Source organism: Micromonospora costi, from assembly GCF_003626655.1.
Taxonomy (GTDB): domain Bacteria; phylum Actinomycetota; class Actinomycetes; order Mycobacteriales; family Micromonosporaceae; genus Micromonospora; species Micromonospora costi.
In genome coordinates, this window is record NZ_RBAN01000009.1 from 12,000 (window position 1) to 24,890 (window position 12,891).

At 74.5% G+C, this 12,891-nt stretch carries 12 protein-coding genes and 2 pseudogenes; 2 read left to right on the forward strand and 12 right to left on the reverse strand.

Going from position 1 to position 12,891, the window contains the following annotated elements:
- Positions 1 to 31 precede the first annotated feature (31 nt).
- The 12 genes and pseudogenes from D7193_RS30805 to D7193_RS30865 all read right to left on the reverse strand — a co-directional run bounded on the left by D7193_RS30805 (position 32) and on the right by D7193_RS30865 (position 11,979).
- Positions 32 to 1,384, reverse strand: a complete 1,353-nt coding sequence (locus D7193_RS30805) for an ADP-ribosylglycohydrolase family protein (RefSeq protein ID WP_120783188.1) — start codon at positions 1,382 to 1,384, stop codon at positions 32 to 34.
- A complete protein-coding gene (locus tag D7193_RS30810; RefSeq protein WP_120783189.1) occupies positions 1,381 to 2,595 on the reverse strand; it encodes an ADP-ribosylglycohydrolase family protein in 1,215 nt (404 codons plus the stop codon). The genes D7193_RS30805 and D7193_RS30810 overlap by 4 nt, the downstream gene beginning before the upstream one ends.
- A 4-nt stretch (positions 2,596 to 2,599) precedes the next feature.
- On the reverse strand, positions 2,600 to 3,892 hold the full coding sequence (locus tag D7193_RS30815; protein ID WP_120783190.1) for an ABC transporter substrate-binding protein: 1,293 nt from the start codon (positions 3,890 to 3,892) through the stop codon (positions 2,600 to 2,602).
- Between the two features lie 35 nt (positions 3,893 to 3,927).
- Positions 3,928 to 4,767: a carbohydrate ABC transporter permease gene (locus tag D7193_RS30820; protein ID WP_120783191.1), complete on the reverse strand. Its 840-nt coding sequence runs from the start codon at positions 4,765 to 4,767 to the stop codon at positions 3,928 to 3,930.
- Between the two features lies 1 nt (position 4,768).
- A complete protein-coding gene (locus D7193_RS30825) occupies positions 4,769 to 5,704 on the reverse strand; it encodes a carbohydrate ABC transporter permease (protein WP_120783192.1) in 936 nt (311 codons plus the stop codon).
- Positions 5,701 to 6,909: a LacI family DNA-binding transcriptional regulator gene (locus D7193_RS30830; RefSeq protein ID WP_241563668.1), complete on the reverse strand. Its 1,209-nt coding sequence runs from the start codon at positions 6,907 to 6,909 to the stop codon at positions 5,701 to 5,703. Before D7193_RS30830 ends, D7193_RS30825 begins: the two co-directional genes overlap by 4 nt.
- 427 nt (positions 6,910 to 7,336) lie before the next feature.
- Positions 7,337 to 8,026, reverse strand: a complete 690-nt coding sequence (locus D7193_RS30840) for a hypothetical protein (RefSeq protein ID WP_120783195.1) — start codon at positions 8,024 to 8,026, stop codon at positions 7,337 to 7,339.
- A 212-nt stretch (positions 8,027 to 8,238) separates the two neighbouring features.
- Positions 8,239 to 8,627 (reverse strand): annotated as a pseudogene (locus tag D7193_RS30845) (peptidase S1); the annotation flags it as partial.
- A 151-nt stretch (positions 8,628 to 8,778) separates the two neighbouring features.
- Positions 8,779 to 9,912 (reverse strand): ABC transporter ATP-binding protein, encoded by a 1,134-nt coding sequence (locus D7193_RS30850; RefSeq protein WP_174242780.1) that lies wholly within the window; start codon positions 9,910 to 9,912, stop codon positions 8,779 to 8,781.
- Entirely contained in the window at positions 9,909 to 10,751 is an 843-nt protein-coding gene (locus D7193_RS30855) for an ABC transporter permease (protein ID WP_120783196.1), read from the reverse strand. Before D7193_RS30855 ends, D7193_RS30850 begins: the two co-directional genes overlap by 4 nt.
- Positions 10,752 to 10,753: 2 nt before the next feature.
- Complete coding sequence (gene modA, locus D7193_RS30860) at positions 10,754 to 11,557, reverse strand: molybdate ABC transporter substrate-binding protein (protein WP_120783197.1); 804 nt, start codon at positions 11,555 to 11,557, stop codon at positions 10,754 to 10,756.
- Positions 11,554 to 11,979: a TOBE domain-containing protein gene (locus D7193_RS30865; RefSeq protein WP_120783249.1), complete on the reverse strand. Its 426-nt coding sequence runs from the start codon at positions 11,977 to 11,979 to the stop codon at positions 11,554 to 11,556. Before D7193_RS30865 ends, modA begins: the two co-directional genes overlap by 4 nt.
- 424 nt (positions 11,980 to 12,403) lie before the next feature.
- Here D7193_RS30865 and D7193_RS34440 point away from each other — a divergent pair.
- Positions 12,404 to 12,604: pseudogene (locus tag D7193_RS34440) on the forward strand (class I SAM-dependent methyltransferase); the annotation flags it as partial.
- A 6-nt stretch (positions 12,605 to 12,610) separates the two neighbouring features.
- Positions 12,611 to 12,793, forward strand: coding sequence for a hypothetical protein (locus tag D7193_RS34445; RefSeq protein ID WP_241563670.1), 183 nt, complete (start codon positions 12,611 to 12,613; stop codon positions 12,791 to 12,793).
- Positions 12,794 to 12,891: the final 98 nt, after the last annotated feature.

Below are 12,891 nucleotides of genomic sequence, written 5' to 3' on the forward strand. Positions count from 1 at the left end.
CGCCGGTCGCCGGCGGGCGCGCGTCGCCCGGTCACGACCCGGCACCCGGCTCGGCCAGCGCCCGGGTGCGCCGCGTCAGCTCGTCGAAGCCGATCCCGTCGAAGCCGGCGATGCTGCTGGCCAGCCGGTTGTGCAGCGGGGCCACCCACCGCCCGGGCAGCCCGGACGCGCCGGCGAGGGCCCCGGCCACGGCGCCGACGGTCGCGCCCGTCGAGTCGGTGTCCCAGCCCCCGCTGACCACCGCGCAGATCGACCGCTCGAAGTCGCCCCGCCCGTACGCGAGCGCGGCGGCCACGAGTGCCGCGTTGTTGCGGACGTGCACCCAGTGCAGGTGGCCGTGGCGGGCGTAGATCGCGTCCACGACGCGTTCCCAGTCGTCGCCGTCGGCGCCCAGCGCCCGCGCCTCCCGCACCGTCGCCGCGAACCGGCTGCGCGGTGGCAGCACCGACTCGGCGGCGTCCAGCACCTCGTCCACGTCGGCGGCGACCGGCGCGGCGGCGGCCAGCGCCGCGGCCCAGATCGCACCGTGCACCCCGCCCCGGACGTGGCTGACCGTCGCGTCCCGGTACGCCAGCTCTGCGGCCCGGTCCGGACGGCCGGGGTTGACCCAGCCGTACACGTCGGTGCGGATCTGCGCACCGATCCACTCCCGGAACGGGTTGTGCCGGCGGGCGCTCTCCGGCGGCGCGAGCCCCAGCAGCAGGTTCCGGTACGCCACCCGCTCGGCCGTGAAGACCCGCCCGCCGGGCAGCCAGTCCAGCCACGCCTGCGCGACGTCGGCGCTGGTGAAGTCCCGCCCGTGCGTCTCCAGCACGCGCAGCGCCAGCAGCGCGTAGTTCAGGTCGTCGTCCTCGGGCATGCCGTCGATGTTCTCGGCGAGGCTGGTCGGCGCGCTGCGCCGGTTCCATGGCCAACGGGCCGCGATGTCGGCCGGCAGGCCCTGCGCCGTGAACCAGTCCCGCAGCGGCCAGCGGCCGGTCGCGGTGAGGATCTCGCGGATCCCCTCCCGGGGGATCTTCTCGACCGGCTTGCCGAGCAGGCAGCCGACCGCCCGGCCGAGCCAGGCGCCGTGGACCCGGTCGTACGTCGCGGCGGTCGGCAGCGCGAAGTCCGCGGGCCAGCTCGCGCGGATCGCGGCCAGGTCGTCGGGTTCGTCGTCGGCCGCCACGGCGGGCAGCGCGTCGGCGGCGTCCAGCAGCTCGGCGGCGAGCGCCCGCAGCTCCGGCGACGCCGGGGTCGGCGAGGCGCCGCTGACCGGCGGGGTGAGGTCCCCGCCGGCCCGCGCCCACCGATCCGCGAGGGCGGTGACGTCGCGTCCCTCGTCCCGGCTGGCCGCCAGCTCGTGCGGCAGCAGGTCCTCCGGCTGCACCCAGGTGATCCTCACCGGGCCGGCTCCCCGTCCCGCTCCCCGCCCGCGGGGCCGGGCTGGCGTGGCACGTCGCCGGCCTGCCGCGACGCGTCGCCGGTCAGCCCGGCGAAGCGCTCGGCCCGGCGGGCGAAGCGGGCCCGGTCGCGTTCGAACACCTCGCCCGCCACCGCCGCGAGCATCCGGGCGGGCTCGGTGAGGTCCGTGCGGGAGGCCGTGGCCACCGCCTCGGACCATTCCGCCGGCACGGCCGCCGCGCCGCCGAGCGCCCCGGCGATCGCACCGGCCATGGTGGCCGTGGAGTCGGCGTCCCGGCCGTAGTTCACCGCGCCCAGCACCGCCGGCCGGTACGCGCCGCCGGCCACCACGAGCATGCCCAGCGCCACCGGCAGTTCCTCGATGGCGTGCAGCCGGCTGGGCCGGCGGGCGCCCAGGCCCGGGCTGCGGTACTCCTCGCCCACCGTGTCGTACGGGGCCACCGCGGCCCGCAGCGCGGGGATCGCGGTCTTCCAGTCGTGGTGTCCCCGGGCCTCCTTGACGACCGCGTCGATGGCGGCCCGGGTGCCGTCGCGGGCCAGGTCGAGCGCGGCCGCGACCACGTCGTCGACGGTCGCGCCGGAGGCGGCCGCCGCGGCGACCGCGGCGGCGAACACCGCCGCGGCCTCCCGCCCGTAGCTGTGCTGGTGCGCCCCGGCGATCTCGACCGCCTCGGCGTACGCCCCGGCCGGATCGCCCGCGTTCACGATGCCGACCGGCGCCATGTACATGGCCGCGCCACAGTTGACGATGTTGCCCACCCCGGCCTCACGCGGGTCCGCGTGCGCGTGGTGCAGGCGGGTGACCAGCCACCGCTCGGCGGCCGCGAGACGGTGGAAGGTCACCCCCTCCCGCTCCAGGTCGGGGATGTAGACCACCCGCTCGATCAGATCGGGGACCAGGAGCTCCACCACGTCGTACGCGTCGAGGTGGTCGCGCTTGGCCGCGTAGGCACGGACCAGGGCGTGGGTCATCAGGGTGTCGTCGGTGATGTGCCCGTCGCCCTTGTGGTACGGCGCGAGCGGCCGCGCGGTGGCCCAGTCGGCGTGGTACGGGGGCACGATGCCCTCGACCCAGCCGCCGAAGCGTACGCGGATCTGCTCCGGTAGGGCCGTCTCGGTGGCGCCGCCGAGGGCGTCACCGACCGCCGCGCCGACCAGGCATCCGACCGATGTGTCGAGCAAGAGTGACATTGTCTTACCTCAGAACCTGCTTGCCACCGTCGACCAGCTGCGTGGCGAGCTGGTCCAGGGTGATCTTGTTGGCGAAGTACTGCTGGAGGGCCGGGGTGGCGTACTTGGTCTTCCACTCCGGGTAGCCGTCGGCCATCTGGAACGGCGCCACCGTCAGGTCCGCGGCGCTGTCCGCGGCGACGTCCCAGCCCTGCTTGCCGCCGGTGAGCTTGACCAGCTCCTCGTTGGCCTGCTTGCCTGTGGGCACGAGCCAGTCACCCTTGGCGAGGGCGGCCATGTTGGTCGGGTTGAGGAAGTACTCGAGGAACTGCGCGGCCTGCTTCTTGTGCTTCGAGTCCTCGGAGACGGACAGCGTCTGCGGGTTGGCGGCCTGCTTGCTGGACAGCCCCTTGATCGGGGGCAGGGTGACCCACTCGAAGCCGGCCGGGGCCTGCTCGACCATCTGCTGGCGCAGCGACACCGAGCCGGGCAGCATCGCGTACTTGCCGCCGAAGAAGCCGGGCAGCGTGTCCGCGCCGCTCATGCCGAGCGCCTCCGGGGAGGCCGTCTTCGTCGTGTAGAGCATGTCGTGGATCCGCTTGGGGATCTCCTTCTCGGCGTCGGTGACCTTGACCTCGGTGCGGCCGCCGTCGGTGTAGAAGAACTTCCCGTCGTAGTTGAGCGCGAGGTTCAGCACCCGGTTGGTGGGCGACTTCAGCGCCCAGGCCACGCCGTACTGGCCGGGCTTGGTGAGCTTCTGCGCGTTGGCCTGGAACTCGTCCCAGGTCCACCCGCCGTCGGCCGGCGGCACCGCGACGCCCGCGGCGTCGAGCAGCTTCTTGTTGGCGATGACGACCTGCGACTCCAGCAGGAACGGCACGCCGGTGACCTTCCCGTCGAAGGTCACGGTGTCCCAGACGCCCTGGTCGATCTGGCCCTTCAGGTCACCGGAGATCAGGTCGGAGAGGTCGGCCAGGTAGCCCTGCTTGCTGAACTCGCCGATCGCCGACGCCTCGTAGTGCACGATGTCGGGTGCGTCGCCGCCCTCGAACGAGGTGACCAGCTGGTCGTGGACCGAGTTCCAGTCACCCTGGACGTACTCGACCTGGATGTCCGGGTGCTCGGCGTTCCACTTGGCGACCAGGTCCTTGTTGGCCTGCAGTGACTCCTTCTGCCAGGCGAGGCTGAGGAACCGCAGCTTGACCGGGCCGGACGTGGCCTCGTCGTCGCCGCCGTCACCGCAGGCGGTGAGGCCGCCGAGGCCGACGACCGCGACCGCGGCGGCCGCGGCGAGTCGGCGGAATCGGGTACGGAGCATGGGGGATTACCTCCTCGATGGTGGTGGGGGACGGTTCAACCCTTGACCGCGCCGGCGAGCGACCCGGACGAGAGCCGGCGTTGCATGAACGCGAAGAAGATCAGGCTGGGCAGGGTGGCCAGCAGCGAACCGGCCGCCAGGGGGCCCAGGCGGGCGGTGCCCTCGATGCCGACGAACCGGGCCAGGGCGACCGGCAGGGTCGCCAGCTCGGGTGTCTTGACCAGCACCAGGGCGAAGAAGAACTCGTTCCAGGCGGAGATGAAGGAGAACAGCGCGGTCGCCACGAGGCCCGGGGCGAGCAGCGGGAACACCACCCGGCGCAGCACCTGGAGGCGGCTGGCGCCGTCGACGCTGGCCGCCTCCTCCAGTTCGCGGGGGATGTTGCGGACGAAGCCCTGCAGCATCCACAGCGCGAAGGGCAGCGCCCAGACCACGTAGATGAGCACCAACCCGGCGTGCGTGTTGGCCAGCCCGACCTGCCGCAGGATCAGGAAGATCGGAATGATCAGCAGCACGAACGGGAACAGCTGGGACAGCAGCACCCAGCCCAGCGCCGCGGTGCCGAGCTTCGAGCGGAACCGCGCGAGCGCGTACGACGCGGGCATGGCGACCAGCACGGTGAGCACCGCCGAGGCGAGCGACACCTGAAGGCTGTTCAGCGCGGCCCGGCCCAGATCCTGCTCGGTGAAGGCCTGGACGAAGTTCTGCACGGTGGGGTTGCTCGGGATGAGCGAGGGGTGCAGCTGCACCAGCTCGCGCGGCGGCTTGAACGCCGTCGAGAGGAGCCAGACGAGCGGGAACCCGAGGAAGATCAGGTAGCCGGCGAGGGCCAGGTACTGCAACGCCCGACCGGTGCGGCTCGGCCTGCCAAACATGTCAGTTCGCCTCCCTCAGCCGGCGCCGGAGATAGACGGCGAGCAGCGCCACGATGATCACGACCATGACGTTGCCGAGCGCCGCCGCGTAGCCGTAGTTGCCGTAGCGGAACGCCTCCTCGTAGGCGAAGAGCATCGGCAGCATGGTCTTGCCGCCCGGCCCGCCCGCGGTGAGGACGTAGACCAGGCCGAACGAGTTGAAGTTCCAGATGAAGTCCAGCGAGGTGATCGCCACGATGACCGGGGCCAGGGCGGGCAACGTCACGTGCCGGAACCGGTGCCAGGTGCTCGCCCCGTCCACCGCCGCCGCCTCGTGCAGCTCGCGTGCCACGCCCTGGAGACCGGCCAGCAGGACGACGGTGGTCTGCGGCATGCCGGCCCAGACGCCCACGATGATCACCGCGGGCAGGGCGGTGCTGAAGTCGCCGAGCCAGTTCGTCCGCAGCCCGTCGGCCCCGATCCGGTGGAAGAACTCGTTGAGCAGGCCGGCGTCCGGGTGGTAGACGAGCTTCCAGAGGATGCCGACCACGACCGGCGGCATCGCCCAGGGCACCACGGCGAGCACCCGCGCCACGCCCCGGAACCGCAGCTGCTGGTTGAGCAGCAGGGCCAGGCCGAGGGCGAGCAGGAACTGCAGCACGGTCACCCCGAGGGCCCAGAGCAGACCGATCTTGAACGAGTTCCAGAACAGCTCATCGCCGAGGAGTTCCCGGTAGTTCGCGAGGCCGGTGAAGGACACCTCGACGTTGCGCCCGGCCCGGGCGTCGGTGAAGCCGAGGTAGATGCCGCGCAGCAGCGGGAACACCGACAGCACGAGGATCGGCAGCAGCGACGGCAGCAGCAGCAGGTAGATGGCGGTCCGGTCGGACCGGGACCGGGTCCGGCGGCGCGTCCGCCCGGCCCGTTCGACGTCCGGCCGCTCGGCCAGCGTGGTCATGAGCTCGCCCCTTCGCTGGACGGGTGGGTCGGCGCCGGACCCGCCGGCCCGGCGAACGGGTCGGTGATCGGCCCGGCGAGCGGGTCAGTGGACGGCCGGGGCGCCGGCGGCGCCGGTTGCCCGGCCTCGCCGGCGGTCAGCGGCTCGCCGGCGGTCGGCGCCCTGTCGGCGGTCGGCGACGGCCCGGCGCTGGAGGCCCGGACGACGAGGCCGGGTGGCACCTGCTCGCGTCGGGGCGGCAGGGCCGGGTCGGCGATGCGTTGCAGGAGCAGTTCGGCGGCCCGCCGGCCGCGCTCGGCCGAACCGAGCGAGACGCTGGAGAGCTGGGGAAACATCATCCGGGCCAGCTCGGTGTCGTCCATGCCGACGAGGGCGACGTCCTCGGGCACCCGGCGCCCCGCGGCGAGCAGGGCGTGCAGCGCGCCGACCGCGATGAGGTCGTTGGCGCAGAGCAGGGCGTCGGGTTCGGTGCGGGCGAGGAGCCGTTCGGTGGCGGCCCGGCCGGCCGCGTACTGGAAGTCGCCCACCTCGACCAGGTCCTCGTCGAGCGGGATGTCGTGCCGGGCCAGGGCGGCCCGGAAGCCGGCGTCGCGGGCCGCGCCGGGGACCGTGTCGAGGGGGCCGTTGACGAACCCGATCCGCCGCCGGCCGCCCGCGACCAGGTGGTCCACGGCCAGGGCCACGCCGTGCCGGGAGTCGGTGCGGACGTTGTCGACCGGCGCGTCCGCGCCGAGCTGGCCGACCACCACCACCGGCACCGGGCTGTCCACGAGGGCCGCGAGGTGGTCGGCGGTGACGCGGATCGGCGAGATGATCATCCCGTCGACGTACCGGTTGGCGAGCCGCCGCAGCAGTGCGGTCTCGTTGTCGATGCGCCCGCCCGTGGCGTGCACGAGCAGCTGCCGGCCGGAGGAGGCGACGACCGATTCGATGGCCCGCATCATGGCCACGTACACCGGGTTGCCGATGTCCTCGACGGCGAGCGCCACGAGGCCGGTGCGCTGCGACTGCAGGGAGCGGGCGATGGCGTTCGGGACGTAGCCGACCTCGGCGGCCGCCGCGCGGACCTTGCGGATGGTCTCGGCGCTGCCGCCGACGCCGTTGAGGACGCGGGAGGCGGACGCGATCGAGACGCCGGCGCGGGCCGCGACGGTGTGCACCGTGGGCCGGCCGTCGGCCGGTTCCTGTAAACGTTTACGCCCCACGTCCTGGCACCTCCACCCGATTCTGTAAACGTTTCCGGGGAGTCTGCGCCGGTCTCCCGGGAGAGGTCAAGGGCTCGTTACGAAAACGTTTCCAACGCCGTCACGCACGGGTCGGCGACGAGTATGCGCAGGTTGCGGCCGTCAACCGCTCTCGACGGCCGCCTTCACGGGCAGGCCGACCACGGCAGGGACGCGGAGAGTCGCGACGGCGCCGCGTGGCCGGGCGCCGGGCGGCGGGCGGCGGGGCGTGGCCGGGGCGCCGGGCGGCGGGGCCGCGGCGTGGAGAGTCAGGACGGCCGCGACGCGGTCGCCGGCGCAAGGGTCGAGGGCCGGGGCCGCCGCCATGATGCGCGGTCGGCGCGCCCCGATAGGGGACAGCGCCTCCGCCATGCTGCGTGGTCAGCGCCGCCCCCGGGGGGAGTGAGGCTCAGGAGCGGCGTTCGCGTTCCTGGGCGAGCCGCTCGTCGAGGCGGCCCAGCTCGTAGATCGCGTTCAGGTTGGTGGGCAGGCGGGTGACGTTCCCGCTGGTCTCGTCGACCTCGGCCGGTGGCACCGGCGCGCCGCCGGTCGACGGCGTGGCGGGCGACGGGGCGACCGCCGGGCGGCGACGGCGCACGATCAGGGCCACCGGCACCGCCAGCACGCCGACCGCGAGCATCATGGCGGCCCACCGCATCAGCGGGTCCGGCTGGACGGCGGCGGGCGCGGCGAGCCCCTGAGACGTGGTCGGGTCGCCCGGAACGCCGACCGCGGGTGGCGGCGTGCCCGTCACCACGACCACCGGGTCACCCAGCCCACCGCGGGGCCCCGCCGGCCCCGGAGCGCCCGGAGGGCCCGGCACCCCGGCCGGTGCGCTGGTCGGCACGCCGCTCGGCGTACCCGCCGGCGGCACCACCGGGGCGGACGAGGGAACCGCCGTGACGGAGGGGCCCGCCGTCGGTGAAGTGGGCGTCGGGGTCGGGGTCGGCGTGCCACCACCCCCCGCGCCCAGCAGGCCGTCGACGAGGCTTCCGACACCGCCGAGCAGACTACCGACCGGCCCGGCAGACGGCGTCGGGGACGGCGCGGGCGCGGGCGCCAGCGCGAGGGTCAGGGCGAGCGCGGCCACGACCGGCATGGTTCACCTCTGAAGGGGTCGATATGTGAGGCACCGTACCGCACGCTGAGCCACCGCGGGATGACCCCCCGGTGTGCCCGACGTGCGGCACGCCCGCCCGCACGACTCCGTCGAGGTCGCGCGGACCGGCGCGGGGAATGCCGCCACATCCCCCGCGCCGGGCGCGCACCGTCCGGTCAGGACGGCAGACCACCGACCTGACTGTTGATCCAGGACCGGGCCACGATGGAGGTGTCCAGTTCGTACGCCACGGTCGGCGCGGAACCGCAGCCCCGGGTCGGGCATGTCTGACCCCAGCCGATGATCCGGGTCGCCGTGCCCACCGCGCCCGACGTGGTCGGGATCGGCGCCAGTGCGTGGCTCACCGAGCCGGCCAGTTGCTGGCCGGTGTGCCGGGCAGGAGCCGGACGGTGGTGACCCGGCTGTTCCAGATCTGCGCGGCCTGGTCGAAGTTGGTGCGGAACTCGCCGACGCGGCTGGCGCCGTAGTGGACCGTCCGCACGGCGGAGGCGCCGGCCGCGGTGGCGACCTGCATCCCGGCCGCCGCCAGGATCGCCGCCAGGGCGGCCGTCGCGGCGCGCAGCACTTGTCGTCGGAACATCACGTACTCCCCTGGTCCCTCGCCGGCAGCGTCGCCGACATTGATGCACGTGGATGCAGATGCCCGGTCCCCGAAATGCGACATACCGGAAACGTCATACCGCGAACCGGCCCGGGTCAGCCGCCGCGCGGGACCGGGGCCGCCACAGCCTTCAGCGGTCGGTGCGGGCGTCGCGGGCCGGAGGCGCCGCCGGGTAGGCGCGCGTCTCGGTGGCCTTGACGGCGGCCCAGACGGGCCGTCCCGGCGCGAGGCGGAGGTGGGCCGCCGCCAGCGGGGTGACGTCCGCGGCCACCTCGATCGGCCCGGCGAGCTGGACCCGGAGGTTGTCGCCGTGCCGCTGCACGCCGCCGATCGTGGTCGGCCAGGTGTTGCGGGGGCTGCCGTCCGGGCGGGCGGCGTGCAGGGCCACGGCCGACGGCGGGAACGCGACGAAGACGTCGCCGTCGTGCGCGTCGCCGGTGGTCAGCTCGAACCCGCCGGCGAGCGCCACGGTGTGGCCGGTCGCGTGCCCCCGGTACAGGTTCAGCCCCACGAGGCGGGCCACGTAGTCGGTGCGCGGCTGGGCCGTGATGGTGGCCGCGTCGCCCTCCTGCACGACCCGGCCGTCCTCGACGATGACGAGCCGGTCGGCCAGGACGAGAGCGTCCAGCGGATCGTGGGTGACCAGCAGCGTGGCGCCCGGGTGCGCCGCGAGGTGCCGTTGGAGCTGGGCCCGCGTGTCGAGCCGGGTGCGGGCGTCCAGGGCGGCCAGCGGCTCGTCCAGCAGCAGCAGCGCCGGCTCGACGGCGAGGGCGCGGGCCAGCGCGACCCGCTGCGCCTGGCCGCCCGAGAGGTGTCGCGGTCTGCTGCGGGCATGGTCGGCCAGGCCCATCCGGTCCAGCCAGCCGGCCGCCCGCTCGCGGGCCGCGCGGCGGCGCAGACCCTGCCGCCGCGGGCCGAACGCGACGTTGTCCAGCGCGGTCAGGTGCGGGAAGAGCAGGTAGTCCTGGAAGACCACACCGATCGGCCGCCGTTCGGGCGGGCTCCAGAGCCGGCGGCCGGGGCGGTCGAGGTCGCGACCGGCGAGCGTGAGGTGCCCGTCCGAGAGCGGCAGCAGCCCGGCGAGCGCCCGCAGCGCCGTGGTCTTGCCGGCGCCGTTGGGGCCGAGGAGCGCGACGACCTCGCCCGCGTGGACGGCGAGCGGCAGGTCCAGGCGGAAGGACCTCCGCTCCACCACGAGGCGCGCGTCGAGCAGCGGGGCGCCGACCCGGGGCGTGGCGCCGCGTACGGTGAGGTCGGCGGTCACGGGCCGCTGATCCAACGGTCGCGGAGGCTCGCGAGGATGACCACCGACACGGTGAGCAGGACGAGGCTGAGCACGATGGCGGCCTGCAGGTCGGTCTCCAGCGCCAGGTAGACGGCGAGCGGCATGGTCTGCGTACGGCCCGGGAAGTTGCCGGCGAACGTGATGGTCGCGCCGAACTCCCCCAGCGCGCGGGCCCAGCACAGGACGGCGCCGGCCGCGATGCCGGGCGCGACGAGCGGCAACGTGACGTGGGTGAACGTGGTCCACCGGCTCGCGCCGAGGGTGGCGGCGGCCTCCTCGTACCGGCCGTCGGCGCCGCGGAGCGCACCCTCGACCGCGATCACGAGGAACGGCATGGCGACGAACGCCTCGGCGAGGACGACGCCGGTCGTGGTGAACGGAAGCGTGACGCCGAACGTCGAGTCGAGCCAGCCGCCCAGCAGCCCCCGGCGGCCGAAGACGAGCAGCAGCGCCACGCCGCCGACCACCGGGGGCAGCACGAGCGGCACCGTCACGAGGGCGCGTACGACGCGACGGCCCGGGAAGTCCACGCGGGCGAGGAGCCATGCGAGGGGCACACCGAGCGCCAGGCACAGCAGCGTGGCGGCGGTGGCCGTGACCACCGACAGGCGCAGCGCGGTGAGCACGCCGGGCTCGGTGAGACGCTGCGGAAGCGTGCTCCACGGGGCCCTGACGAGCAGCCCGGCCAGCGGCAGGACGAGGAAGAGCAGGCCGAGCGCGGCGGGCAGCAGCAGCGCCACGGGTACGCGGCCGGTGCGTCGGGGCCGGCGTGGTGGCGCCGCCGGCGCGGGCGACGCCACGTCGTCGAGCAGGGTCACGGCTATGGCACCTGGAATCCGGCCTCGGTGAGGACGGCCCGCCCGGTGTCGGAGAGCACGTGGTCGACGAACGCCCGCGCGGCCGGCTTGTTGGGCGCGTTCTTCAGCACGACGATCGGGTAGTCGTTGACGGCCCCGGACGACTCGGGGAACTCGACGCCGTCGACGTCCGCGGCAGCGGCCCTCACGTCGGTGCGGTAGACCAGCGCCGCGTCCACCTCACCGAGCTTCACCTTGGCCAGGGCCGCTTTGACGTCCTGCTCAAGGGTGACCGGGGTGAGCGTCACGCCGGCCGCGTCGAGCGCCTTCGTCGCGGCCGCACCGCACGGGACCTGCTCCGCGCAGAGGGCGACCTTCGCGTCGGGCTTCGTGAGGTCGGTCAGGCCGGTCACCCCGTGCGGGTTGCCCTTCGGCACCGCGATGACGAGCTGGTTCCGCACGAAGGTGGTCGGGCTGCCGGCGCCGTTGCCGGCGTCGGTGACGGTCCTCATGGTGGCGGGCGCGGCGGAGGCGAAGACGTCGGCCGGAGCGCCCTGGTTGATCTGGGTGGCCAGGGCGGAACTTCCGGCGAAGCTGAACGTGACCGTCGTGCCTGGATGGGCCGCCTCGAAGTCCCTGCCGATCCGGGTGAACGACTCGGTCAGCGACGCGGCGGCGAGGACGGTCAGGTTGCCACTCACCGTCGTCGCGCCGCCGCTGCCACCCGGCTGAGGGCCGGCCGGATCGTCGCCGCCGCAACCGGCCAGGCCGGTCACCGCGAGCGCGACGACCACCGCCAGGGCGGCGCGGAATCGTGGTGCGCTCACGGGCTGGTCCTTCCCCTGTTTCCGGCGGTCGTCGCGGGCTTCTCCACCACGACCGTGGTCGACTTGATCACCGCTACCGCCACCGAACCCACCGCCAGGCCGAGCTCGTCGACGGCCTCCCGGCTCATCAGCGAGACGATCCGGAACGGGCCGGCCTGGATGTCCACCTGCGCCATCACCGCGTCCTTCAGGACGGCGGTCACGATGCCCCGCAGCCGGTTGCGCGCCGACGACTCCTCGGCACGCTCCTCCGGGTCGGCGGCCTGCGCCCGCACGAACGCGGCCAGGTCGGCTCCCTCGATGAGCCGGTGCCCCTGGTCGTCGCGTGCGGCGGCGAGGCGGCCCGCGTCCACCCAGCGCCGCACGGTGTCCGTGCTGACGCCGAGCAGCTCGGCCGCCTCACTCATCCGGAACACCGTCACGGACGCCACCCTAGCCGACCGCACCTGCGGCTCTGAAGGGGCCGAACGCGCCGTATCCACGATGACTGTTCCCTTATCGAGGCCGCATCTGCATGACGGGAGGATGGCTGGTGGCGTGGGGCCGGGGTGGGAGACCTGACCGACGAGCAGGTGCGCAGGTGGGCCGACGTTCTCGACCACCTCGTCGCGGCCGTGCCGCCGGGGCGCATAACGGTGGTCGTCGACGGCGGCACGCACGCGGACGTGGTGGCGGACAGTCTCGCCGACGCCCTGCGCGCGACCGGCCGCCCGTGTGCCCGCCTGACCGACGTCACACCGCTCGCCGACGAGGACGCCTGGCGCGCCGAGCACGCCCCCGACACGGTGGCTCGCGCCGACGGTCCGCGCTGGCGACGCGGCCGCCACGTGGGACACGACGTTCGGCGACGACCTGCCCGCGTACGCCGCGGCCGTCGCCGAGGCCGCGCTTCCCGCCGGCGCCGTCGTCGTCGACGTCGGATGCGGCACCGGCCGGGCCCTGCCCGACGGCGGCGTCGACGCCGTCTTCGCCGCGGGGCTGCTCACCCACCTGCCCGACCCCGAGGCCGGGTTACGCGAACTCGCCCGGATCACCCGGCCCGGGGGCACGCTCGTGCTCTTCCATCCGTCCGGGCGGGCCGCCCTCGCCGCCCGCCACGGCCGGGCGCTGCGCCCCGACGAGCCCCTGGCCGAGACTCCCCTGCGCGCCTCGGCCGACCGGACGGGGTGGACGGTCACCACCTACGACGACCCGCCGCACCGCTTCTTCGCCACCGCCGTCCGGCGGGCCCTCTGACCCTCCCGTCTGTTGCCCGGCCGTTACCCCACGGCGAAGCCACGGTGGCCGTACGCGCCGACCGTCGACGTCGAGGCCACCGCACGGCGACACGACCG